Annotated in this window: 18 protein-coding genes; 9 read left to right on the plus strand and 9 right to left on the minus strand. The window is 58.9% G+C overall.

Features of this window, described 5'->3' with window-relative positions; genetic code table 11:
- Positions 1-47 precede the first annotated feature (47 nt).
- On the minus strand, positions 48-1328 hold the full coding sequence (locus AQ621_RS08225; RefSeq protein WP_058341071.1) for an MgtC/SapB family protein: 1281 nt from the start codon (positions 1326-1328) through the stop codon (positions 48-50).
- A gap of 173 nt (positions 1329-1501) precedes the next feature.
- Between AQ621_RS08225 and AQ621_RS08230 the strand changes: the two genes are divergently transcribed.
- From AQ621_RS08230 to AQ621_RS08240, 3 genes are read left to right on the plus strand one after another with little or no spacing between them, the layout of a single operon-like run.
- On the plus strand, positions 1502-2992 hold the full coding sequence (locus tag AQ621_RS08230; RefSeq protein ID WP_022989415.1) for a SulP family inorganic anion transporter: 1491 nt from the start codon (positions 1502-1504) through the stop codon (positions 2990-2992).
- A 2-nt stretch (positions 2993-2994) separates the two neighbouring features.
- Entirely contained in the window at positions 2995-3870 is an 876-nt protein-coding gene (locus AQ621_RS08235) for a universal stress protein (protein ID WP_058341072.1), read from the plus strand.
- Between the two features lie 12 nt (positions 3871-3882).
- Positions 3883-5433, plus strand: a complete 1551-nt coding sequence (locus AQ621_RS08240; protein WP_058341073.1) for a phospholipase D family protein — start codon at positions 3883-3885, stop codon at positions 5431-5433.
- A 5-nt stretch (positions 5434-5438) separates the two neighbouring features.
- Here AQ621_RS08240 and AQ621_RS08245 read toward each other — a convergent pair whose 3' ends face one another.
- Genes AQ621_RS08245 through AQ621_RS08255 form a run of 3 tightly spaced genes read right to left on the minus strand, consistent with a single transcriptional unit; the run spans position 5439 to position 8815 of the window.
- A complete protein-coding gene (locus AQ621_RS08245) occupies positions 5439-6629 on the minus strand; it encodes a BaiN/RdsA family NAD(P)/FAD-dependent oxidoreductase (protein ID WP_058341074.1) in 1191 nt (396 codons plus the stop codon).
- 43 nt (positions 6630-6672) lie between these two features.
- On the minus strand, positions 6673-7320 hold the full coding sequence (locus AQ621_RS08250) for a response regulator transcription factor (protein WP_058341075.1): 648 nt from the start codon (positions 7318-7320) through the stop codon (positions 6673-6675).
- On the minus strand, positions 7310-8815 hold the full coding sequence (locus tag AQ621_RS08255; RefSeq protein ID WP_082640952.1) for a sensor histidine kinase: 1506 nt from the start codon (positions 8813-8815) through the stop codon (positions 7310-7312). Before AQ621_RS08255 ends, AQ621_RS08250 begins: the two co-directional genes overlap by 11 nt.
- A gap of 147 nt (positions 8816-8962) precedes the next feature.
- Here AQ621_RS08255 and AQ621_RS08260 point away from each other — a divergent pair, with 147 nt between their 5' ends.
- The 4 genes from AQ621_RS08260 (at position 8963) to AQ621_RS08275 (ending at position 14417) form a co-directional block, all read left to right on the plus strand.
- Positions 8963-10591, plus strand: coding sequence for an acyl-CoA synthetase (locus AQ621_RS08260; RefSeq protein WP_058341076.1), 1629 nt, complete (start codon positions 8963-8965; stop codon positions 10589-10591).
- Positions 10592-10686: 95 nt separating this feature from the next.
- On the plus strand, positions 10687-12057 hold the full coding sequence (locus AQ621_RS08265; protein ID WP_058341077.1) for a solute carrier family 23 protein: 1371 nt from the start codon (positions 10687-10689) through the stop codon (positions 12055-12057).
- Positions 12058-12295: 238 nt separating this feature from the next.
- The gene (locus AQ621_RS08270) at positions 12296-13246 is read left to right on the plus strand and encodes a DegV family protein (protein WP_058341078.1); all 951 of its coding nucleotides are present in this window, start codon (positions 12296-12298) and stop codon (positions 13244-13246) included.
- Between the two features lie 139 nt (positions 13247-13385).
- A complete protein-coding gene (locus AQ621_RS08275) occupies positions 13386-14417 on the plus strand; it encodes a hypothetical protein (protein ID WP_058341079.1) in 1032 nt (343 codons plus the stop codon).
- An 83-nt stretch (positions 14418-14500) separates the two neighbouring features.
- Here the strand turns inward: AQ621_RS08275 and fdxA are convergent, their stop codons facing one another.
- Together fdxA and mutS are read right to left on the minus strand one after the other, a co-directional pair.
- Entirely contained in the window at positions 14501-14824 is a 324-nt protein-coding gene (gene fdxA, locus AQ621_RS08280; RefSeq protein WP_022989403.1) for a ferredoxin FdxA, read from the minus strand.
- Between the two features lie 163 nt (positions 14825-14987).
- Complete coding sequence (gene mutS, locus AQ621_RS08285; RefSeq protein ID WP_058341080.1) at positions 14988-17609, minus strand: DNA mismatch repair protein MutS; 2622 nt, start codon at positions 17607-17609, stop codon at positions 14988-14990.
- Positions 17610-17822: 213 nt separating this feature from the next.
- Between mutS and AQ621_RS08290 the strand changes: the two genes are divergently transcribed.
- The gene (locus AQ621_RS08290; protein WP_058341081.1) at positions 17823-19130 is read left to right on the plus strand and encodes a tyrosine-type recombinase/integrase; all 1308 of its coding nucleotides are present in this window, start codon (positions 17823-17825) and stop codon (positions 19128-19130) included.
- 11 nt (positions 19131-19141) lie between these two features.
- Here AQ621_RS08290 and AQ621_RS17280 read toward each other — a convergent pair whose 3' ends face one another.
- Entirely contained in the window at positions 19142-19399 is a 258-nt protein-coding gene (locus AQ621_RS17280) for a helix-turn-helix transcriptional regulator (protein WP_082640954.1), read from the minus strand.
- A gap of 656 nt (positions 19400-20055) precedes the next feature.
- On the opposite strand from AQ621_RS17280, the gene AQ621_RS08295 reads away from it, so the two are divergent.
- On the plus strand, positions 20056-21723 hold the full coding sequence (locus AQ621_RS08295) for a carbamoyltransferase C-terminal domain-containing protein (protein WP_058341082.1): 1668 nt from the start codon (positions 20056-20058) through the stop codon (positions 21721-21723).
- On the opposite strand, the gene AQ621_RS18000 is transcribed toward AQ621_RS08295, so the two are convergent.
- Both AQ621_RS18000 and AQ621_RS08300 read right to left on the minus strand, forming a co-directional pair.
- Entirely contained in the window at positions 21616-22563 is a 948-nt protein-coding gene (locus AQ621_RS18000) for a PIG-L deacetylase family protein (protein WP_082640956.1), read from the minus strand. The two genes, AQ621_RS08295 and AQ621_RS18000, sit on opposite strands and share 108 nt — an antisense overlap.
- The gene (locus AQ621_RS08300; RefSeq protein ID WP_158499527.1) at positions 22530-23732 is read right to left on the minus strand and encodes a glycosyltransferase family 4 protein; all 1203 of its coding nucleotides are present in this window, start codon (positions 23730-23732) and stop codon (positions 22530-22532) included. The genes AQ621_RS18000 and AQ621_RS08300 overlap by 34 nt, the downstream gene beginning before the upstream one ends.
- Positions 23733-23740: the final 8 nt, after the last annotated feature.

The raw sequence follows: 23740 nt of genomic DNA on the forward strand, positions 1-23740 counted from the left end.
AGCCTACCGTCAGTTTAGACGCTTGCGCTGAAAATTCAGGCAGTTAGTTATTGAATCCACGCCACCAGCAAGCCGGTGCCCAGTGACAGCACCATGGGCCCGGCCACCAGCAGTCCGGTCTGCCGGTTGCCGATGCTCCAGGCAATACCGGACTTCACCAGGTTGTTCACCGCCGCTGCGATCACGATGCCCAGCACAGCGGTGTCCATCGCCAGTCCGTTGTTGGACATACGGGTGAGCGATAGGGTAATCGCATCCACGTCTGCCACGCCGGAGGTGGCCGCCAGCGCGAAGATGCCGGCATCGCCAAACGCATTTTTCAGGAATTCCCCCAGCAGCAGGATAGCGGTCAGCAGCAACCCGAACACCAGTGCGGAAGACAGATCCAGCGGGTTCTGGGACAAGCTGGGCTGGCTGACCTGCAGCTGTTTGGAGTTTTTCTGCCAGATATACAGCGCCGGGCCGTAGAGCAGGATAGTCATAACCAGCACCGGCCAGACCAGGCTGGGCAGCAGGGCCGTGTTGATCACCAGGCAGTACACCAGGATGCGGGGAAACATGGTGCCGCAGGCAATCAGGATGCCGGCGGCAAACTGGGGGCTGAAGCCTTCGTTGCTTCGGGACTGGCGGGCAAAGTGCAGGGTCAGGGCGGTGGACGAACTGAGGCCGGCAAACAGGCTGGTGAACAGAATGCCCTTGCGGGCGCCGGCGACCCGGATGGCGAAGTAGCCGACGAAGGAGATGGATGCAATCATCACCACCATCCACCAGATTTCCCGAGGGTTCAGCACACCGCCCGGGCCCATGCGCTCGTTGGGCAGCAGGGGCAGCATCACCACGGAGATCAAGAGCAGTTTAAGGGCCGCGTCCAGTTCATGGGCCTGGAGCTTCTGCACCCAGCCGTGAATTTCTTGCTTGTTGTCCAGGATAATGGCGGTGACCACCGCCGCTGCCGTGGCAATCACCGGGTCGACCGCGACCGCCACCGCACCAAAACAGAAGGTCAGCAGCATGCCCACCAGCCCGGTGATGCTGAAATTGCGAATGTGTTCGAGCCGCTCGCTGTAAGCCACCAGCCCCATGGCCACCACGCTGAGTAGCAGCACCGGGAATGCCCAAACTGTAATCTCCGAGGCCAGCACTGCCGAGATGCCACCGAGCAGCCCCACCAGCGAGAAGGTGCGGATACCGGCGATTCGCTCCCCGGACTTCTGCTCCCGGGCATCCCAGCCCCGCTCCAGGCCAACAATCGCGCCCAGCAACAGGGCCACGGCCAGGTTAATGGTGGTCTGGTTAGAGGCAATAAACTGGCTGGCTACGTCATCCACAGGCCGCGGGTCCCTGAAAAAATAGATTTGCCTTGCATTCTAGGCAATTACCGGTGGCCAGGTCACCCTTTAGCCGGTTAGCAACATCGCGCTGCCATACTTTTCAGGCGGTTTCTGGTAACCTGCGCGGCCCCGATATGACCTCCCAATAAGTTAAAGCGATATTTCCTGCCATGATAAATGCACTCAAGCAAAACTGGTTCTCGAACATTCGTGGCGACCTGCTCGCCGGTATTGTGGTGGCGCTGGCGTTGATCCCGGAGGCCATCGCGTTCTCCATCATTGCGGGCGTAGACCCGAAAGTCGGCCTGTATGCCTCTTTCTGTATTGCCGTAATCATTGCCTTTGTTGGCGGCCGGCCGGGGATGATCTCTGCGGCTACCGGCGCCATGGCGTTGTTGATGGTTACGCTGGTGAAAGAGCACGGCCTGCAGTACCTGCTGGCGGCTACCCTGCTGACCGGTGTCATCCAGATTGCAGCCGGCTACCTTAAATTGGGTGGGTTGATGCGCTTTGTGTCGCGCTCGGTGGTTACCGGCTTTGTGAACGCGCTGGCTATCCTGATTTTCATGGCCCAGCTGCCGGAACTGACCAACGTAACCTGGCACGTCTATGCCATGACGGCTGCGGGCCTGGGCATTATCTACCTGTTCCCCCTGGTGCCTGTGGTCGGCAAGCTGATCCCTTCTCCGCTGGTGTGTATTGTGGGTTTGACGGCCGTGGCCATGATTGTCGGGCTGGACATCCGCACCGTCGGAGATATGGGTGAGCTGCCCGATACCCTGCCGATTTTCCTGTGGCCGGATGTGCCCCTGACCCTGGAAACCCTGATGATCATCCTGCCGTACTCCCTCGGCCTGGCCGTCGTGGGCCTGCTGGAATCGCTGATGACCGCCACCATTGTGGATGACCTGACCGATACCACCAGTGACCGCAACCGCGAGTGCAAAGGCCAGGGCATTGCCAATATTGGTTCCGGCCTTCTGGGCGGCATGGCCGGTTGCGCCATGATCGGCCAGTCCATTATTAACGTGAAATCCGGCGGCCGTACCCGGCTCTCGACGCTGACAGCCGGCGTGTTCCTGCTGATTCTGGTGCTGGTTCTGGACAAGTGGCTGGTACAGATTCCCATGGCCGCCCTGGTGGCGGTGATGATTATGGTATCCATCGGTACCTTCAGCTGGGATTCCATTCGCAATCTTCGGGAGCATCCCCTGTCCACCAACATTGTCATGCTGGTGACGGTGATTGTGGTGGTGGCCACCCACAACCTGGCATTCGGCGTGCTGGCCGGTGTTTTGCTGGCAGCCCTGTTCTTCGCCAACAAGGTGGGCCATTACATGCTGGTGACCTCCGAACTGGACGAGCAAACCGACACCCGTCGCTACACGGTTGTAGGCCAGGTATTCTTCAGTTCTTCGGAAAAATTCCTCGAATCCTTTGACTTCAAGGAAGCGGTGGATAATGTTGTGATAGACCTGAGCCGCGCACACTTCTGGGATATTACTGCCGTAGGTGCGCTGGACAAGGCGGTCATCAAGTTCCGCCGTGAGGGTGCAGACGTTGAGGTAATCGGCCTGAACGAAGCCAGTGCCACCATCGTTGACCGTTTCGGGGTGCATGACAAGCCCGAAGCCGTTGACCAGCTGATGGGAGGGCACTGACCATGAATCAGAAAGGCGAGGCGAACATGTTACGAGTAGTGGCCTGTATCGACGGTTCCCGGGCAGCCCCCGCGGTGTGTGATTACGCCGCCTGGGCCAGCCGGCACATGGAAACACCGCTGATGTTGCTGCACGTTCTGGATGAAGAGCGCTACCCCGCGGAACCGGACCTGGCTGGCAGCATCGGGCTGGGTAGCCGGGAACACTTGCTGGACGAGCTGGCAGACCTTGACCGGAAACGCTCCAAACTGGCCCTGGAGCACGGCCACCACATGCTGGATGAAGCCGAAGCGCGGGTACAGAAGGCCGGCATTGCCGAAGTGGTAAAGCGCCAGCGCCATGATAATCTGACCGATTCCCTGCTGGCCCTGGAGAAAGAAACCCGCCTGTTCGTGATGGGTCTGCACGGTGAAAGCAGCTCCGACCGGGATATTCACATCGGCAGCCAGCTGGAAACCGTGATCCGCAGCGTTCACCGCCCGATTTTGCTGGTGCCCGACGAATTTACCCAGCCGAAGAGCGCCATGTTGGCCTTTGATGGCAGCGAAACCGCCTTCAAAGGCGTGGAAATGGTGGCCGCCAGCCCGGTTCTGAAAGGCATGCCCCTGCACCTGGTGATGGTAGGGGCAGATACGGCAGACCGTTGGGAACAGCTACGGAAGGCCGAGAAAATGCTGGCAGGCCTGGATGTGGAGATCACGCTCGCCATCCGCGCCGGCGATGTGGAGCCCACGCTCCATGCCTATCAGGATGAGCACGACATCGACATGCTGGTAATGGGCGCCTATGGCCATTCCCGCATTCGCCAGTTCCTGGTGGGCAGTACCACAACCACCATGCTGAAAACCGCGAAGAAGCCCCTTGTTATCCTTCGCTAGGGAGCCCAGCCTATGCCCGGTCAGCGATTACTTTCGCTTGTCGCCAGCCTCTGCGCCTTGCTGATGCTGGCCGGGTGTTCCACCGCCCTGAAACCGGTCGTGCATGACCCGGATTTCCGGATATCCTCGATGAAGGATTCCTTCATAACGGACCAGCACCGGATGCACCTTACCCCAGACTCCCCGAACACCGGCTTTCAGCTGCTGAACAGTGGCCGTGATGCCTTCCTGGTGCGGGCTGCGCTGATCGAAACCGCCGACCAGTTTATTGATGCCCAGTATTACATCTGGAATAACGATGCCACCGGGCGCTACCTGGCCGGCCGGCTGGTAGCCGCTGCAGACCGTGGCGTTCAGGTACGCCTGCTGCTGGACGACATTAACGTGGCTGGCAAGGAGCCGCTGTTTGCCGCCATGGCAACACACCCCAACATCCGGGTGCGTATCTTCAACCCGGCCCGTTCCCGCAGCGGGGTGGGGCGTTGGTTGTCGCTGATTACCGACTTCGACCGCATCAACCGGCGCATGCACAACAAAACCTTTGTGGTGGACGGCCAGGTGGGCATCGCCGGCGGGCGTAACATTGGCGACGAATATTTTGACGAACATCCCAGCCTGAATTTCCGGGACCGGGATGTGATGGTTCTGGGGCCGCTTGCCGAAGATATGACTGCCAACTTCGAGGCCTATTGGAACAATCAGTGGGCCTACCCGCTGGCTACCCTCTATGACCTGCCTGACAACCTCGCTGGCCGCGATGCGCTGTCGCAACTGCTCAGGGAAACGGCGGCTGATCCGGGTATCCGGGCAGTTCCGCACCAGGAACAGGACGCGGCGGAAACCTATCTGAGGGGCTGGTTTGCCGGTCTGGTGCAGGCCCCGGGCGAACTGGTGTTTGACCCGCCACCGCAAAATCCCCAGGTTCCGGCGGATTCCCCCCAGAACACCGCCAGGGCCTTGTACGGGCTGGTTCAGGCAGCCCAATCCGAAATCCTGATTGAATCCGCTTACCTGATTCTGGCAGACAACCAGCTCGACAACCTCGGAGCGCTGGACAACCAGCCGCTGAAGGTGGCGGCGTTAACCAATTCCCTGGCAACCAACGACCTGGTGACCAACCACTCCGGCTATGCCCGCTGGCGCCGGGAAATGCTGGAGCAGGGCATCGAACTATACGAACTGCGCCCGGATGCGCCGGCCTGTCAGCACTGGGTAGCCAGCCGCCCGGCCTGCGAACAGGGTGCTGTCAGCCTGCATTCCAAGGCAGTGGTGTTTGATCGTGAAACCCTGTTCATCGGCTCGTTCAACGTCAACCTGCGCTCGATCTACCTGAATGGAGAAACTGTGCTGATTATCCATAGCCCGGAACTGGCCACCGCCGTTGCTGAAGACATCCGCTATGCCATGTCGCCGGAAAACAGCTGGCAGGTAAGGCTGGACGAGCAGGGCGACCTGGTCTGGCAGTCTAAGGGCGAGCAGGTTGGCCATGAGCCGGGCGTCGGTTTCTGGCGCCGGGCGACGTCGCGGTTCCTGTCCTGGTTACCTATCGAGAAATATCTGTAACCGGCTCAGGCCTCGTTGCCTGCCGCCACGCCGGACGCCCACGCCCATTGAAAGTTATGCCCGCCCAGATGGCCGGTCACATCCACCACCTCGCCGATAAAGAACAGGTTTGGCTGCTCCAGCACGGCCATGGTTTTCGAGGATAACTGTCGGGTATCCACCCCACCTAACGTCACCTCGGCGGTCCGGTAACCTTCGGTGCCGGCGGGTTTGATGGTCCAGTTGCCCAGGGTGTCGGCAATCCGCTCGATATCCTGGTTACGGTACTCCTGCAGCGGCCGGCTCCAGCCCTGCAGTTCATTAAAGGCCAGGGCGAAGCGTTTGGGCAGGTGCTGGTTCAGGTACTGCGCCATGGTGGACTGGGGCTTCTGCTTGCGCAGGGTAAACAGGTCGTCCTGGACGGATTGTGCCGGCAGCAGATTGATGTGCAGCTCGTCTCCCGGTTGCCAGTAGCTCGATACCTGCAGCATGGCGGGCCCGCTCAGGCCCCGGTGGGTGACCAGCATGGGCTCGCGGAAGTGCTGTTTGTGGCAGCTTGCGTCCACCGGGCAACTGACACCGGCCAGGGGCGCCAGTTGTTGCTTCAGCTCCGGGTGCAGGGTGAAAGGCACCAGCCCGGCGCGGGTGGGTAATACCGTCAGCCCGAACTGCTTTGCCAGTTCGTAGCCGAAACCGGTCGCGCCCATGGTAGGGATCGACAGGCCGCCGGTGGCAACCACCAGTGATTCGCACTCTAGGGTGCCTGCACCGGTTTTGACCGTATAGCCGGAACCGGATGCCTGAACGCCGGAAACCGAGGTGTTCATACGGATTTCCGCACCGGCCCACTCGCACTCGGTTAACAGCACATTGAGAATGTCTTTCGCGCTGTCTTTGCAGAACAGCTGTCCTGGCGCTTTTTCTTCGTACTCCACCCCATGGCGGTCCACCAGTTCGACGAAATCCTGCGGGGTATAGCGCTTCAGGGCAGAGATGCAGTAATGGGGATTGTCCGAAAGGAAGTTCGCCGGCGTACTGTTCAGATTGGTGAAGTTACAGCGGCCACCGCCAGACATCAGGATCTTCTTGCCGGGCTTGTTAGCGTGGTCAATCACCAGCACCTTTCGCCCGCGATAGCCGGCGGTGGCCGCGCACATCAACCCGGCGGCACCGGCGCCGATGATGATCACGTCATACTGGGATGTGGATACTGCCATTGCCTGCCCGCCGCTGATAGAAAACTGGCGGGCAGTATATCAGCTACGCCCGCAGGTGCACCGGGTCCAGCAACCCTGCCGCGATGGCAATGCCGGTCACATCCGGCAGGCGTTCAGCGCCCAGGCGCTTCATCACGCGGGCCCGGTACAGGTCGATGGTTTTTACGCTGACGTCCAGCTGCTCGGCAATTTCCTTGCTGGTGTAGCCCTGGGCCAGGGGAAGGAAAACGTCTTTTTCCCGGCGGGTGAGGGTGGCGATCAAGGCTTCGGTATCGCCATTGGCGGCCATCTTGCCGGTGACATCACCAGTGTCTTGCAGGGCCTGCTGCACGCTGTCCAGCAGCAACTGTTCGTTGAACGGTTTTTCGATGAAATCGAAGGCGCCGGATTTGAATGCGCGCACCACAATGGGCACATCGGCATGGCCGGATACGAAGATGATGGGAATCTCCAGCCCGCGTTTCTGCAATTCTTCCTGTACGTTCAGGCCGCCGAGCCCGGGCATGCGGATGTCCAGCACCACACAGCCGGGGCGGTTTTCGGCCACATCGTTCAGAAACTGGCGGCCGTCGCTGTAGGCACGCACCTGTAATCCAACCGATTCCAGCAGCCATTGGGTGGACTCGAGCATACCGGCATCGTCGTCTACCACGAACACGGTGTTGGCTTCGGCAGGAGTGCTAGCGGACATCAGGGGATCTCTCCGTATTATTGTTGGCGGCGGTCATTCTAGAGCCCCCGCGGCTGTTGTTGAAGGAAAGGTTAGCCGGAAAGCGGCAAATCAGTGACAGGCCGCCGGTGTCTGCGTGAATGGCATCCAGGAAGCCGCCAAAGCCTTCGATGATGGAGCGGCTCATGGACAGCCCCAGGCCCAGGCCCTTGGGCTTGCTGGTGTAGAACGGCTGGAACATCTGGCGAATGCCTTCGTCGTCCAGCCCCGGGCCTTCGTCGGTAACCTGGATCAGGGTTTCCTGCTGGTCGTTGATGCAGGTGCATACGGTAATGCGGGACGGTTCCAGGTTCTCGCCCTGGTTGGTAGCTTCCACGTTGGCTTCAATGCCGTTACGAATCAGGTTAATCAACACCTGCTCCAGCAAAATCGGGTCTGCGGTGATCACCGGAGAATTCTCCGCCAGGTTCTCTTGCAGCTTCACGCCGTTCTTTTCACCTTCCCACTGGCACAGGCGCACCACGTCGCTCACCACGGCGTTCAGTTGCACCGGGGCCATCTGCTTCTGGCCCTTGCGCAGGAAGGCCCGCAGGCGCTTGATCACTTCCGAGGCCCGGTTGGCGTGGTGCACGATCTTCTGCAAGCCATCCTCTACCTTGGCCAGTTTCTCCGGGCGCTTGTCGGCTTCTTTCAGAAAGCGCTGGCTGGCGCTGGCGAAATTCACAATCGAGGCCAGCGGCTGGTTCATCTCATGGGCAATGCTCGAGGCCAGTTCGCCCAGGGTGGCCAGCCGGGCGGTGTGGGCCAGCTCCTCGGCCAGCAGGCGGTTCTGTTCTTCCTGCTCGATACGAGGCGTGATGTCGCGGGACACGCTGATCACTTCCACCACAGCGCCTGTATAGGTTTCCCGGATGGCCCGGCTGGCAATCTCGAACCAGCGGCGGCTGCCGTTGCGGTGCTGGATTTCCAGGGTCAGGGTGGCGTAGCCGTCTTCCTGCAGGCGATTGCGGGTGTGAGTCAGTTGTTCCGCCACCTTGTCGTTGCCGAAAACCTCTTCAAGGGATTTGCCCCTGAGCTCTTCCGGCCAGTAGCCCAGCAGCCGCCAGGAGGCCGGTGTGGCGTCGATAAACCGGCCGTCCGGGGCGTGGCGGGAGATCAGGTCTGTGGTGTTCTCGGTAATCAGCCGGTAAAGCCGGCTGGAACGCAGGGCTTCTTCCTGGGTGAGTACATCGGTGGTGGCGTCTCGCCCGCGAATCATGACCTGCTGCTTGTCGGAGTCCGGAATGAAGGTCCAGAGGCAGATCTTGTCGGCAAACCGGGATTCCACGTTCTCGATGGCCCGGTCCTGGTTCAGGGCCGAGGCAGCAAGGGCCGGGGCGTTTACCGGCAAGAGTTCCCCGGCCTCGGCCAGGCGCGCGGCTTCCACCAGCTGGCGGGCGGCGGCATTGCAGCTTAAAACCCGGGCATCGGCGCTGGTCACGAGTGTGGGTTGGGGGTCTTTCTCGGGGATTTTCATAGATTATAGTAGGAGTCCTATAATACCATGGTAGAGTTTCTAGTATTGGTTTTGTTAACTACCATTGTTGTTAATGCAAAGTATAGCTGCTTTGGCGTTTCTACTGAACACGCATAAGAACAACATAAGCATACGAGGACCACACCAATGACTTCGATCTTTGATCAGGGCCTTGAGCCCCGGAACGCAAACTACGCGGTCCAGTCCCCCATTGATTTCATCGAACGTACCGCCAGTGTTTACCCGGATTATCCGGCGATTATCCACGGTGCCATCCGTCGCAACTGGGCCGAAACCTACGATCGCTGCCGCCGGCTGGCCTCTGCCCTGAAGGGGCGCGGAATCAGCCGTGGTGATACCGTTGCGGTGATGCTGCCGAACATTCCGGCCATGGTGGAATGCCACTTTGGTGTGCCGATGATTGGTGCGGTGCTGAACACCCTGAACGTGCGCCTGGATGCCGAAGCCATTGCCTTCATGCTGGAGCATGGTGAAGCAAAGGTGGTGATTGCCGACCGTGAATTCGGCCAGGTGGTCAAAGATGCTGTTCGTCACCTTGAACACAAGCCGCTGGTGATCGATGTTGACGATCCCGAGTACGGTGAAGGCGTTCAGGTAAGCGACCTTGATTACGAAGCCTTCCTGCAAGAGGGTGATCCCGAGTACCAGTGGAACTTCCCCGCCGACGAGTGGGATGCCATTTCCCTGAACTACACCTCCGGTACTACCGGCAACCCCAAGGGCGTGGTTTACCACCATCGTGGTGCCTATATTAACTCGCTGGGTAACCAGGCGGTCTGGTCTATGGACATGCACCCGGTGTACCTGTGGACGCTGCCGATGTTCCACTGCAACGGCTGGTGTTTCCCCTGGACCATCACCGCCATGGCCGGCACCCACGTGTGCCTGCGCCGGGTAGACCCTGAGAAAATCCTCAAGCTGATCCGCGACCACCAGGTAACCCACATGTGTGGTGCGCCGATTGTCCTGAACGCGCTGCTGAATGCCTCGCCGGAAGCTAAAGCCGGCATCGATCACGAAGTGAAATCCATGACCGCCGGTGCGGCGCCCCCAGCCCAGGTGATTGGTGCCATCGAAGAGATGGGCATCAAGGTAACCCACGTATACGGCCTCACCGAAGTGTACGGCCCGGTTACCGTGTGTGCCTGGAAATCCGAGTGGGATGCGCTGCCATTGCAAGAACGTGCCCAGGTCAAGGCGCGCCAGGGCGTTCGCTATCACACCTTGGGCGGCACTATGGTGGCAGACCCCAACACCATGCAGCCGGTGCCGAAAGACGGCAAGACCATCGGCGAGATCTTCCTGCGTGGTAACACGGTAATGAAGGGCTACCTGAAGAACCCGAGTGCCACCGAAGAAGCCTTCCGGGGCGGCTGGTTCCACACCGGCGACCTGGCGGTATGGCACGAAGACGGTTACATGGAAATCAAGGACCGCCTGAAAGACATCATCATCTCCGGTGGCGAGAACATCTCCACCATCGAAGTTGAAGACACCCTGTATCGCCACCCGGCGGTAATGGAAGCCGCGGTGGTTGCCCGGCCGGACGAGAAGTGGGGCGAGACACCCTGCGCCTTCATTACCCTGAAAGCGGAAGCCGGCAACGTAACCGAGGAAGACATCATCAGTTTCTGTCGCGAGCACCTTGCCCGCTTCAAGGTTCCGAAAACCGTGGTGTTCTCGGAGCTGCCGAAGACCTCTACCGGCAAGATCCAGAAGTTTGTGCTGCGGGACCAGGCCAAAGAACTGAACTGATCCGGCAAGGCTGCGCCGCCGGGCGCAGCCACACCTCTTTTCCACAAAAACAACATTGACTGGCACCCGACACTGGCGTGCCCGGAGGTAGTTTTATGCAAATGTTCCACAGAAAAAACGGTGAAGAACAGCCGTTCTGGCCGGCTGGCCCCTTCAAAATCCGTCTTCCGTTTGTCCACTATCGCTGGGAATTTGCGGAGATGGTGCAGGCCCTGATCATGTTCGTGGTCAGCCTGGCGATGATTCCCCTGCTGGAAAAATACCTTGGTGTTCCCTATGACGTGGCCCTGGCCTACGTTGTGGTGTGTGGTATCGGCTTCATGCTGCCGGCCCTGCTGGGCGTACCGCTGGTGCCCGGCTGGATTACCCCGGGTATACCCGTGGTGTTGCTGTTCCTTTCAGACTACGAGCCCGGCCCCGAGGCCATCCAGGCGCTGTTTGCCCTGCAATTCCTGGTGTTCCTGATCTTCCTGATCCTGGGTGTTACCCGGCTGGGCAGCAAGCTGGTGAACTGGATTCCCCGGTCCATGAAGGGCGGTATTATCATCGGTGCCGGTATTGCCGCACTGATGGGGGAGATCGAAGCCGGTGGCCGCCTGGCCAACACGCCGATCTCCCTGATTGTGGGTGGCCTGGTGTGCCTGTACCTGATGTTCTCCGTTTCCTTCAAAGGCTTTGTGGACAAGAGCAACATCGCCCGCAAGATTGCCAACTACGGCATGGTGCCGGGCATGGTGGTGGCCATCCTGGTGGGCTTTGCCGTTGGCGAGTATGAAGTCCCCGACGTACAGTGGGGCATCACCAAGCCGGCCTTTGACCAGCTGTGGAACTACCTGCCGTTCAGCGTGGGTTTCCCGGACCTGAACATCTTCCTGTATGCCATTCCGACCGCGGTTATCGCCTATGTCATCGCCTTCGGTGACATCGTGGTGGGGCAATCCCTGATGAGCCGTGTCGACCACCTGCGCAAAGATGAAAACATCGACAACAGCATCGACCGTGCCCACCTGGTAACCGCCATCCGGAACGGTGGCCATGCGTTCTTCGCGCCGTATCCTGGCCTGGCCGGCCCGATCTGGACTGCCGTAACCGCCACCATGGCCGAGCGCTACAAGTACGGCCGTAACGCCATGGACTCCATCTACAGCGGTGGTGGCACCTTCTGGATTACCGGCTTCATTGCACTGTTCGTGCTGCCACTGGTGAGCTTCTTCCAGCCGGTACTGCCGATTGCCCTGTCGCTGACCCTGCTGCTGACCGGTTACATCTGTTTGATGGTGGGCCTGGAGCAGCTGGAGAACAACACCGAGCGTGGCATTGCCGGCACCATGGGCGTGGTACTGGCGGTGTACGGCGCGGGCTGGGGCCTGGCCACCGGTGCCATCCTGTACTACCTGATCGAGCGTACTCACTTGTTGAAGTTTACCTCTGACCCGGAAGCGCCGGGGGCCGAGAAGAGCGAGTAATTCTGAACCCGGTGCCGCTGAGCTAGCAGCGGCACCAACCCACTGTGTGTCCTTGGGAGGCTTCGGCCTCCTTTTTTTGTTTTCGGTTAACGGATTTGTTGTCGTGGGCCTTTTTGTTAACTGCTTCACGGGGCGGCTGAAATTATCGCCTGCATGTGCAAGACTTGTGTCTCGAGAATAATCACAAGAAAGGGTGCTCCAGCCTGAGGAAACACCCGAACCCCGGAGGCCTTTGCACATGCGAGTTGGTTTGATCGTTGATTCCGCCTGTGATCTACCCTATGAATTTTCCCGCAAACACGATCTGTTTGTGCTGCCGGTAACGGCCATTATTGATGGCCAGACCTACATCGATACCCACGATCCTGTGCGTACCCAGGAGTTCTACCAGAGCGGCCTGCTTGATAAGGGCCACCAGGCGGAAACCGAAGCCTTTTCCGCAGAACAGATCCACAACCTGTTCATGGAAAAGATTGTCACCCAGTTTGACGTGGCCATCTGTGAAACCGTCACCCGAAGCCGTAGCCAGATTTTCGATCACGCCTCCGAAGCCATGAACACCGTAATGGCTAACTACGAAGGCGCCCGCAAGGCCGCCGGACGGGAAGGCAAATTCTCCATGCGGGTCATCGACAGTAAGCAGATCTTTGCGGGCCAGGGATTGCTGGCGGCCCACACCCTGCGGCTGATCAACCAGAAAGTCTCCAAGAATGCCCTGCGCCACGAGGTGGAAACCTTCACTGACAAGATCTACACCTGTGTGATCCCCCGCGACCTGCATTACATCCGTGAACGGGCCCGGCGCCGGGGCGACAAAAGTGTGTCTGCGATGGCCGCCTTTATGGGCAAGGTGCTGAACATCAACCCGGTGATCTTCGGGCAGGGCGTTGAAGGCAAGCCGGTGGCCAAAACCCGCGACTTCAACGTGGCGGTCGAGAAAGTGATGAATTACGCCATCGGCCGTCTGGAAGCCGGTTTGCTGACACCCTATGTAAGTTTGTCCTGCGGCCTGAGCTGGACTGAGATCGAAGAGCTGCCGGGCCTGAATCGCCTGCGCGATGCCTGTGAAAAGCACGGTGTAGAGTTGCTGTTGTCGCAGATGGGCATTACCAGCTCCATCTACGTTGGCCCCGGCAGCCTGTGCCTGGCGCTGGCGGCGGAACCCCACGAGTTTTCAGACTTCCAGTAACCGTCTGTTTTTGCCGGGCTGGTCGCCGGACTGGCCCATAATCACGGGTCCGCCGGTAATTCCGGCAAACCCCAGCTCCCTGCTTCCGTGTTAGCCTCACCGGCATACTTCAGGAATTCAGCCAAAGGATGCCAGCTCTATGAGCAAAACTGCCCCCAGTCTTGTCGATACCCTGTTTGAAGCCCACGTAAAGCACGAAGTGGCCGCCCTCAAAGGCGCCAAGCTGAAGAAGTTCCTGGAACAGGAAGTGGATGAATTGCTTGGCTATGCCGAAAAAGTGCCGCTGGGCCGGCTGATCAGCCCCGAGCAGGTAATGGGCGTGATCAAGCGCATCGCCGTGAACATGGAGCTGGATGCCGGCATTCCGGAACTGGCTGCGGAGATGGCGGCAGAAGTGCTCAAGGCACCGGTTCAGGCAGACACCACGCTGGGCGAAATCCTGTCACGGGAGCAGGCCAGCGGCTTTATCGAAGAGGCCCTGGAGCTGCGCCAGCAGCGGGAGCGGATCATCAGCGAGATCATGGCGCACCCGGTATACCAGGAGCTGGTGTCGAATGTGGTGTACCACGGGCTGGTGAACTACCTGTATGAAGATAACCTGATTACCCGCTCGGTGCCTGGGGTGGGGTCGGTGATGAAGTTCGGCAAGAGAATGGCCAACAAAGCCGTGCCCGGGCTGGATGAGACCTTTGAGCGGCGTATCAAGGCCTGGCTGGCCGACAGCCTGCCAGGGCTGATTGTGCGCAGCGAGCAGTTCCTGCATCGGGCACTGACCGATGATGAGCTTCGTGACAGTGTGATGGCGGCCTGGGTATCACTGGAGAACCAGACCATTGCCGAGCTTCAGGACGGCCTGGGCGAGGTGGAACTGCAGGAATTTGTGGTGCTGGGCTATGACTTCTGGCTGAACTTCCGCAAAACCGCCTACTTTGAAGGCTGTGCCCGGGCGGTGGTAGAGCACCTGTTTGCCAAGTATGGTGACCGGCCGGTGATGGACCTGCTGAATGACATCGGGGTGACCCGCGAAGTGATTGTGACGGAAATTGCCGAACTGGGCCTGCCGATTATCGACGTACTGCACAAGGAAGGTTATGTGGAGGCATTGGTGCGCAGAAGGCTGGGAAGCTTCTACAAGTCTGCTGCCGCGAAGAAGTTGCTGGCAGAGGGCTAAGCCGGGCTGCACAGGCCTGAAATAAAAAAGCCGGAAGAGGATCGCTCTTCCGGCTTTTTCGCAGCTGCTGACAGCGTTTGGCCTCAGCGCTCCAGGTACTGGAGCTTGTCGGGCTGGCCGTCCCACTCGTCGGCGTCTGGCAGCGGGTCTTTCTTCTCGGTGATGTTCGGCCACTTGCCGGCCAGGTCCGCGTTGATCTCAACGAAGGCTTCCTGGCCTGCCGGCAGTTCGTCTTCAGAGAAGATGGCTTCGGCGGGGCATTCAGGCTCGCACAGGGCGCAATCAATGCACTCGTCCGGGTCGATCACCAGAAAGTTGGGGCCTTCATAGAAGCAGTCTACCGGACACACTTCCACGCAGTCGGTGTATTTGCACTTGATGCAGTTATCAGTAACGATAAACGCCATAGTCAGATCCCTGGTTCGTAGAACATTCAGTCTCATCAGGAGCCCTGAAAATCCGGCCCCATCTATAATTTTGTGCGCGATATTGTAGGGAGCGGCCCCCGCAGCCGCAAGCGTTGGGCTGCTATAACCTTATTACACAGATCAAGTTTGGCCCAGTTTTCTGTTATTTGTTCAGTAATGCCCGCAGTTCGTACAGCTGGTTCAGGGCGTCCCGGGGCGACAGGCCATCAACATCCAGCTGCTGTAAGGCCTCTTCCACCGCGCTTGGCTCCGCCATGGCGAACATATCACCCTGATAAACCGTTTCCGCGCTGGTCGGTTGTTTGACGGCTTTCGGCGCCGGTTCATGCACATGCTCCGGGGCCGGCGCTGACGGGCTGGCGCTGCCTTCCAGGTGTGCCAGCTGGGCCTTGGCGTTACGGATAACATCCTGCGGCACGCCGGCCAGCTTGGCCACCTGCAAACCATAGCTCTGGCTGGCGGGGCCGTCATGCACATTGTGCAGGAACACGATGGAATCATCATGCTCGGTGGCGGTCAGGTGCACGTTTACCGCATGTTCCAGGTCATCCGCCAGTTGCGTCAGCTCGAAGTAGTGGGTGGCAAACAGGGTGTAGCAGCGAATGTCCTTCGCCAGGTGCTCTGCCGTGGCCCACGCCAGGGACAGGCCGTCGAAGGTGCTGGTGCCGCGGCCCACTTCGTCCATCAGCACCAGGCTGTGTTCGGTGGCGTTGTGCAGGATGTTGGCGGTTTCGGTCATCTCCACCATAAACGTAGAGCGGCCACCGGCAATGTCGTCGGAAGAACCCATACGGGTGAAGATCCGGTCTACCGGCCCCAGTACCGCCCGGTTGGCGGGCACGAAACTGCCGGTGTAGGCCAGCAGGGCAATCAGGGCGGCCTGGCGCATGTAGGTGGACTTACCACCCATGTTCGGGCCGGTGATCACCAGCATCCGGCGTTTGGTATCCATCAGCAGATTGTTGGGTACGAAGGGCTCGTCCAGTAGCTGTTCCACCACCGGATGGCGGCCTTCCTCCACATCAAAACCGGGCTGGTCGGTAAGCTCCGGTGCGGTGAAGCGTAGGCTGGTGGCGCGCTCGGCAAAGTTGCTGAGTACATCCAGCTCGGCCAGGGCCTGGGCGGCATCCTGCAGCGGTGCCAGTTGTTCGGCGACGGTTTCCAGAACGTCGTCATACAGGCCTTTTTCCCGGGCCAGGGCGCGGCTCTTGGCGCTCAGGGCCTTGTCTTCGAACTCTTTCAGCTCGGGCGTAATGAAACGCTCGGCGTTTTTCAGGGTCTGGCGGCGAATGTAATCCACCGGCGCCTGGGCAGACTGGGCCCGGCTGATTTCAATGTAATAGCCGTGTACCCGGTTGTAGCCCACTTTGAGGGTGGAAATGCCGGTGCGCTCCCGCTCCCGGGTTTCCACATCCAGCAGATACTGGCCGGCGTTTTCGCTGATGTTGCGCAGCTCGTCCAGCTCTTCGTCGAAGCCCTCGGCTATCACTCCGCCCTCACGGATCACCACCGGCGGGTTTTCGATGATGGCACGCTCCAGTAAGTCCGCCAGTTCCGGGTATTCACCGATGGTGCTGGCCAGCTGGGCTACATGGCTGGAATTAACCGGCTTCAGGGCTTCCTGAAGCTCTGGCAGGGTCTGGAAAGCATCCCGCAGGCGGGCGAGGTCCCGGGGCCGGGCCGAGCGCAGGGCTACCCGCGCGAGGATCCGTTCGATGTCGCCTACGCGCTTGAGCAGGTCGTGCACCGGCTCGTAGTGGAAGCCGTCCAGCAGGGCCGAGACCGACTGCTGGCGCTGGCGTACCACGTCCACATTCCGCAGCGGGCGGTTCAGCCAGCGGCGCAGTTCCCGGGCACCCATGGCGGTGGCCGTGCGGTCCATCACCCAGGCCAGGGTGTATTGCTGACCGCCCATCAGGTTGGTGTCGATTTCCAGGTTACGGCGGCTGGCGGCATCCAGGATCACCGCGTCTTCCCGGCGCTCCCGGGTCAGCTTGCGAATGTGGGGCAGGGCGGTGCGCTGGGTTTCCCGGGCGTACTGCAGCAGGCATCCGGCGGCACATATGGCCAGGTGCAGGTCTTCGCAGCCAAAACCGGTGAGGTCACGCACCTGCAGCTGCTGGGTAATCACACGCCGGGCTGAATCCAGCTCGAACAGCCAGGGGCCTTGCCGGCGCACACCGGTGAAGCCTTCCAGCAGGTCACCGAAAGGGAAGTCTTCGCTGATCAGGATCTCTGCCGGGCGCAAGCGCTGCAGTTCGCCCTGCAGGGCTTCCAGGCTGCCCAGTTCAGATACCGCAAAGCGACCACTGGAAATATCCAGCGAGGCAAAGCCGAACTGCTCTTTATGGCTGAAAATTGCCGCCAGCAGGTTGTCGCGGCGGTCTTCCAGGAAGGCTTCATCGCTGAGGGTGCCGGGGGTAACAATGCGCACCACCTTCCGTTCCACCGGCCCCTTACTGGTGGCCGGATCGCCAATCTGTTCGGCAATGGCAATGGATTGACCCGCGCGCACCATGCGGGCAATGTAGCCTTCAGCGGCGTGGAAAGGCACGCCGGCCATGGGAATAGGGTTGCCACCGGACTGTCCCCGGGCGGTCAGGGTAATGTCCAGCAACTCGGCCGCTTTTTTGGCATCGTCATAAAACAGCTCGTAGAAGTCACCCATGCGGTAGAACACCAGCTCGTTCGGGTGCTCCCGCTTGATCTTCAGGTACTGCTGCATCATTGGTGTATGTTGTTCTTTTTTTTCTAATGAACTCATGCCGTTACGCTGCTCTACTTATTGATTCATAAGTATTTATTGTTTTTATGTCGTCTCTTGTAATCTCATCGAGTCTCACAAAATATCATCCAATCTCAGGAAATAGTGTAACTTGAAGTGTAACTTTTGTTGGTGTAACTTTCCATTGAAATCCAAAAGTTACACTTTTTTCCATTGCGTCGGACAAACTGACATCAATTCAAGAGGATGCCAATGGCAACAGTACAGAATACCAAACCCTTGTCTTCCAGGACAGTGGAGACGATGAAGCCGGGAGATAAGATCAAGGCCGACACGGGGGAAAACATCGGCTTGCGAGTGAAGTGCGGGGCTACCGGATTAAAGACATTTTTCTATCGCTATACCAGCCCGATCACCTCAAAGCTCGTTCAGGTGAAAATCGGCAACTTCCCGGAGACCTCCCTGGCCGAAGCGAGATTGAAGCTCCAGGAACTTAAACAAGTTCGCCGCCAGGGGCACTGCCCGGCAACCGAGGCCAAAGAGGAGAAACGGCTGAAACGGGAGCAAGCCCAGGAATTGGAACTGGGACAACGAGAGTCAGTTGAGGAATCCTTCACCGTGGAGAATCTCGTAGAACTCTACCTGACCCAGTATATCGAAGACCGGAAATCTCCAAGCGGAAAGGTCATCGCCGGCGCACGAAAACCGAAAGGTCAGTCTGAGACGCGCAGAACCCTCTATGGCGATGTGATTCCCAAGTTGGGGGAGATGGCGGCGAATGCTGTCACGCGAAAGGCTGTGGTGGATATGATCATGGCAATTGTTCAACGTGGGGCAAATGTTCAAGCAGGAAATGTACTGAGAGAGCTTTCAGCCGCCTACGAGTTTGCGATTGGTCTGGGCTATTTTTCAGATGAGTTTGCAAATCCGGCAATTCTCGCCAAAGCAAGCCTCAGACAGGCCAAGGTGAAACTCACCCATCAGCGAGGAAAAAGAGTCCTCTCTGATACCGAATTGGCGACGTTGCTGAAATGGTTGCCTGGGTCTGATTACACCGCAACACAGAAGAATGTTCTTCGGTTTACCCTCTGGACAGGGTGTCGTACTGGGGAGGTCTGCAATGCGGCCTGGAAGGACATCGACTTGAAGAAACGGACATTCCACATAAGGGAGAGCAAGACGGAGGTCGAGCGCTATGTGCAATTGCCCAGCCAAGCGGTGGAGTTCCTGAAAACACTTCGCCTGACCACTGGAGACTACCCGTTCCCATCCCAGAAAACGCGGCTGCCTATCCAGCAAAAGCAGCTAACCGAGCAGGCCTGGCGGATGAGAGTAAGCAACAAGATGGTAGATCTTCCGGCCTGGACACCTCATGATCTGCGCAGAAGCGTCAGGACCGGCTTGTCACGCCTGCAATGCACTAACGAAGTGGCCGAAGCGGTATTGGGGCATTCACGTAAGGGGATTGAAGGAACCTACGATTTGCACCGGTACGAGGCGGAGTGTAGGCAGTGGCTACAGAAATGGGCGGATCATCTGGACGCGCTTATTCGTGACTGACGGTCACTCAATCAATTGGCCAGAGTCTGCCTCTTTTCTACGAGAAGTTTTACTACGGCTTGAAGTTCCTCTGTCGTTTTTCCCGAGGCAAATGCATTTAACATCGTGTCCACTTCATGGGCCAGCCATCCGACAGAACGATTACCAAGGGAAACACCGGGAGGGAACAAGCCTTCACTGATTCGACGATATAGGGTCGCGTGACTCATCCCGGTTCGATTTAACACCGCTGGCTTTCTTTCGATTCGGATTGGGTGAGGCTCAGGCATGCGCGATGAATACCCAAAGAGGGGGTTGCTGTGCGATTGCTGCTTGCCTCATGAGTTCACGTGTTCCACCCTGCTCTGATACACAGTTCATACTAACGGCGGGTCGTGCGAGAAAACGCGCAGAAGCGGGCTGGCAGGTGCGGTACGAGGTATACCTCCCATAGCTCGAGTAGCGACGGACAGTGCCAGGTCGCGCTTGGTGCGGCGGTAGATGAAGCTGGATTCGCGGCCGGCGCCAGTGCGGTGCAGGTATCAGGTGATCAGCCCGTCGGCGTTCTAGGCGAAGAAATCCACCAGCGCCGCCCGTCTTGTTGAGCAGGGTGATCAGAGTCTTACCCGGTAGGGTCTGGTCTACGTTGCTCATTGGCTCATCTCGTTAACTGGCAGCCCATTGCTATCTGGTACGATGAAAATATTCATGCTAAACATTAGCACGGTGCAAATATTTCAAGCAAAGGATAAATGTTTAGCACGAGGGTAAACGTCTACGATAGTCTGCATAGAGTGGAAATCATCATTAGTCGAACAGGTGTCCATCGGTTTGAAGTAAATCCACGAAATCCTAAGCATGGTCCGTGGAAACGGGGCAAAACCCGAGAAGGAAAATTGTGTAGTTGTGGAGTTCCTGTTCGACTAGAATTTGTTGGGGGCAAACCATGATCATCTTTGGCTTTTCTCATCTAGAACCCTATGCTAAGTATTTCCATGACACCAACATCTCGATCATGCACGATGACCGTGTCATGTTTGCATCCTTGGAGGAACGCTTTAGCAGACTGAAACATCATGCAGGCTATCCGTTTCTCGCGCTCAAGACCGTGCAGGAGAATCTTGGTTTTGCCTTGGCGGATGCGGATATCGTCGCCATCGCCGAGAACCGGTTACCTAGGGAAAATCGTGTAACTAACGCAGCGGAATTCCCTTTTCCTGCTGGTCGTATCAAGATGCCGGCCGCGTCGCCGAGTACCGTATTTTATTGTGACCACCAGTTGGCGCACGCATCCGTTGCTTTTAGGCTGAGCCCATTCGATGACGCGCTCGTCATCACGCTCGATGGCATGGGCCACGACCAGGGAAATCCTTGTTTTGGTGCTGTATTTCAAGGCAAAGGAAACACCTTGGTCAGAAAAAGGACCTGCTGGTCAGACGGTAATAGCCTTGGACTCCTATACGGCTTCGTTACCGAGGCCCTTGGCTGGCGCATGTCGGATGGCGAAGGGAAAACAATGGGTCTTGCTGGATATGGGGATCCGACGATCATTAAAGACGAGATCACAAAGCTCGCACCGCGGATAGAAAATGGGCACCTCGTCGGTGGCCGCCGGTTCAGGCCCAAAGGAGGCGTCGTCAATAATCGACATATGGTATGGGATCCAGTTGTAGAGGAACTGTCCGCACTCGCGGAAACCGCCGGGCGGGAGAATCTGGCCGCCGCCATGCAGGCGGTTCTCGAAGACACGGCGATTGCTTGGGTTCAATCCCAACTCAAAGCGTTTCCGAAGACCCGCAATGTGTGCCTGGGCGGCGGGATATTTCTGAACGTCGCCCTGAATAGCAGGCTCCGGCATACATTTCCCGGGATCAGTTTCTATGTTCCGCCGAGTCCTGCGGATGGCGGCATCGGCCTTGGGGCGGCTCTCGAGGCGGCAGCACAAAACGGCGCGCCGCGGACCAAGCTCCAGCAGTGTCAGTTCCTCGGCGGGGAATATTCCGTCGATCCGAAGATACTCGCGCAAAACGGATTACGGATCGACGCACGGGGAGACCCCACAGAGGCCATCGCAGAGTCCCTGGAGCGCGGCGAAGTTGTTGGCCTGTATCAGGGCCGCTCCGAGTGGGGGCCGCGTGCCCTGGGCAACCGCAGCGTCTTGGCCCATCCGGGGTTGCCTGGTATGCGCGATAGGATCAACAAAAAGCTGAAACGTCGGGAACCTTTCATGCCTTTCGCGCCTGCCATTAAACGAGCGAGGCTGCTGGACTGGTTCGATGGCCCCGATAGATCGTCGCCCTACATGATGTTTACCCATAAAGCGAAGCCGAGCATGGTGGAACGAATCGCGCAGGTGCTGCACGTCGATCAGACCGGCCGGGTTCAGACGGTTTCAGAAATGGACAATCCCTTGCTCAATGCCATCCTAGACGCTTTCGAATACCGAGTGGGCATGCCCTTGCTGCTCAACACTAGCTTTAATCTGCACGGCTTGCCTTTGGTCGAATCACCCCGTGACGCGAAGGATCACCTTCTCCGGGGATGCGTTGACAGCCTCTATATCGGCGGCGCCCTTCTTCGGCGTGAGGACGCGAAAACCGGTTCCTCTGCATGACCTCGCGAAAACGCCAACCGGGTGTCGCCGGGGCGGCCATCGGCGAAGGTAGATCTCCACATCGTGTCGTGAACGGCACAAATCGCCGGCGTGGCGCGCACTGGATTGGGCCAGATCGTGGACGTTGCCGATATCTCGCAACTGATAGTCGAGTTGTGAAGCATAGCAGGCATAAGCGGCTGCCCGCTCCGCGCTTACGGCGCCGACGTCCAGAACATGGGCCGTCATACCCAGTGTCCGGGATCGCAAATCGGACCTGCTGCAGCGCAATAGGTAGGGGCTATCTGCGTAGTAAAGTAGACGAGCCGGGGCAAATGCCATCTCGGCCGCACGAGAAACCAGGACATGGTCGACGTGGCCGCCGAGCCCGAGTGGCGCAATTACCCGGTAGGCCGACAGGTCGCATGCAAGCCTCGCGAGTGCTTGGCCAACGGCCCTCAAGAGCCGCTGTTCGTCGTGCCTCAGTAGCGGCCCAAACAACTTTTTCGCAGAACGGTATCCTCGGTGCGGGGCTTCGAGAAATCCCAGGTTGATTGCCTCTTCTATCTTGAGCAATACGCCGCAATTCCGGTCTTCCTGCCTGCGAATTGCCATGTAGTCCACCTCGCGTGGTATCCCCTTGGTCGTTTGGCAGCGCAGGGCAAACCCCTGCGGCCTGGGACGCCCGTGGGAAAAAACCGTCGCCCAGACCACCCGTGTCTCACATGTCGAGACCAGATGATGGACAAGTCCCGCGCAGGAGAACGCAACATCGTCGAAATGCGGCGACACAAAAAGGATACGGCTACCCGGCGGGCAAGCAGCCACTAGAGAAGCAGCGGGTTTAGACGATACCTGCACCTAGATGTCCTCCCTTTCTTTGGGGGGTCGGGGCAGTCCGGAGATACTGGGAGTGCATAGGCATATGTCGAGAGGATGGAATCGACGAGACTGCTCCAACCGTAGCGTTCTTTGACGAAAGTCTGAGCATCGCTGGCGAGACGTGCACGTTGCGCGGAATCCCTTAGCATCCGATCCAGCGCCTCGGTTACGGCGGATGCTTTAGCAACGGGGACAAGGTATGCGTTTTGTTCATGGCGGAAAACGTCCCGTACGCCGACCGTATCCGTCGTTACCAACGGTAGGCCGCACGCCGCCGCCTCCACCAGGGTGTTAGAGAAACCCTCCTGGTAGGTCGGCGAACAGAAGATGTCGCCTGCCGCCAAGAATCCGGGGATATCTTCATAGGGAAGCTGGCCGAGCCAGACGTACTGTCCCGGCGCTAGACACTCTTTTGCCAGCGCAAAGAGCGCATCGGCGTCGGGCCCGGCGCCCGCCACGGCGAGAACCGCCCTGTGACAGACGCTATCGTCGAGGCCCGCGAATCCTTCAATGAGTTCTCGCACCCCCTTCCGGTCGTCCAAGCGACCATGATAGAGCACGCCCAGGGCGTTGTTCTTCATACCGAGGCGCTCGCGCCACTCGCGCCGTTTCTCCTCGTTCGGCCGGAACAGAGCCGTATCCACAGCACCGGGAAGGACGCGGCCCTGCGTCGGCGATCCGGCCCTGCCTTCCACGCGCGCGCGAAAGCTCTCGGTTGGGAACAGAACGATGGAAGAGGATGCCAACAACCATTCGAGAACGGCTGCGTGTTGGTCGCAGCAGGTACCGAACCAGTGGCCATCGCCGCCCTGCATGGATACGACTGCCGGTACGCCGACGGCACGCGCGGCCAGCACCGCAGCGACCCCGCAGGGATAACCGTATTGCGCATGCACCACGTCGAAGGGACGCCGGGCGAATGCATCGATGGCGGTAGCAACGAGCACGTCGATATCCGCCTCGAAATCGCCGCGTTCGATTTCGTTGATCTGGGGGATGCCCGCGACCTCGGCGCCGGGCAACGAAATCGGGGGGCCGTCACCGTATCCCTGTGCACCGAGATGGTCCGGCCGATACTGAACGGCGACTCTCAAATCGACAGATCGAGCCACCATCTGCCGGCACATGTTGAACGCGTAGGTGCTCATACCCGAAA

The sequence above is a fragment of the Marinobacter sp. P4B1 genome (assembly GCF_001447135.1).
GTDB classification, from domain to species: Bacteria; Pseudomonadota; Gammaproteobacteria; order Pseudomonadales; family Oleiphilaceae; genus Marinobacter; species Marinobacter vinifirmus.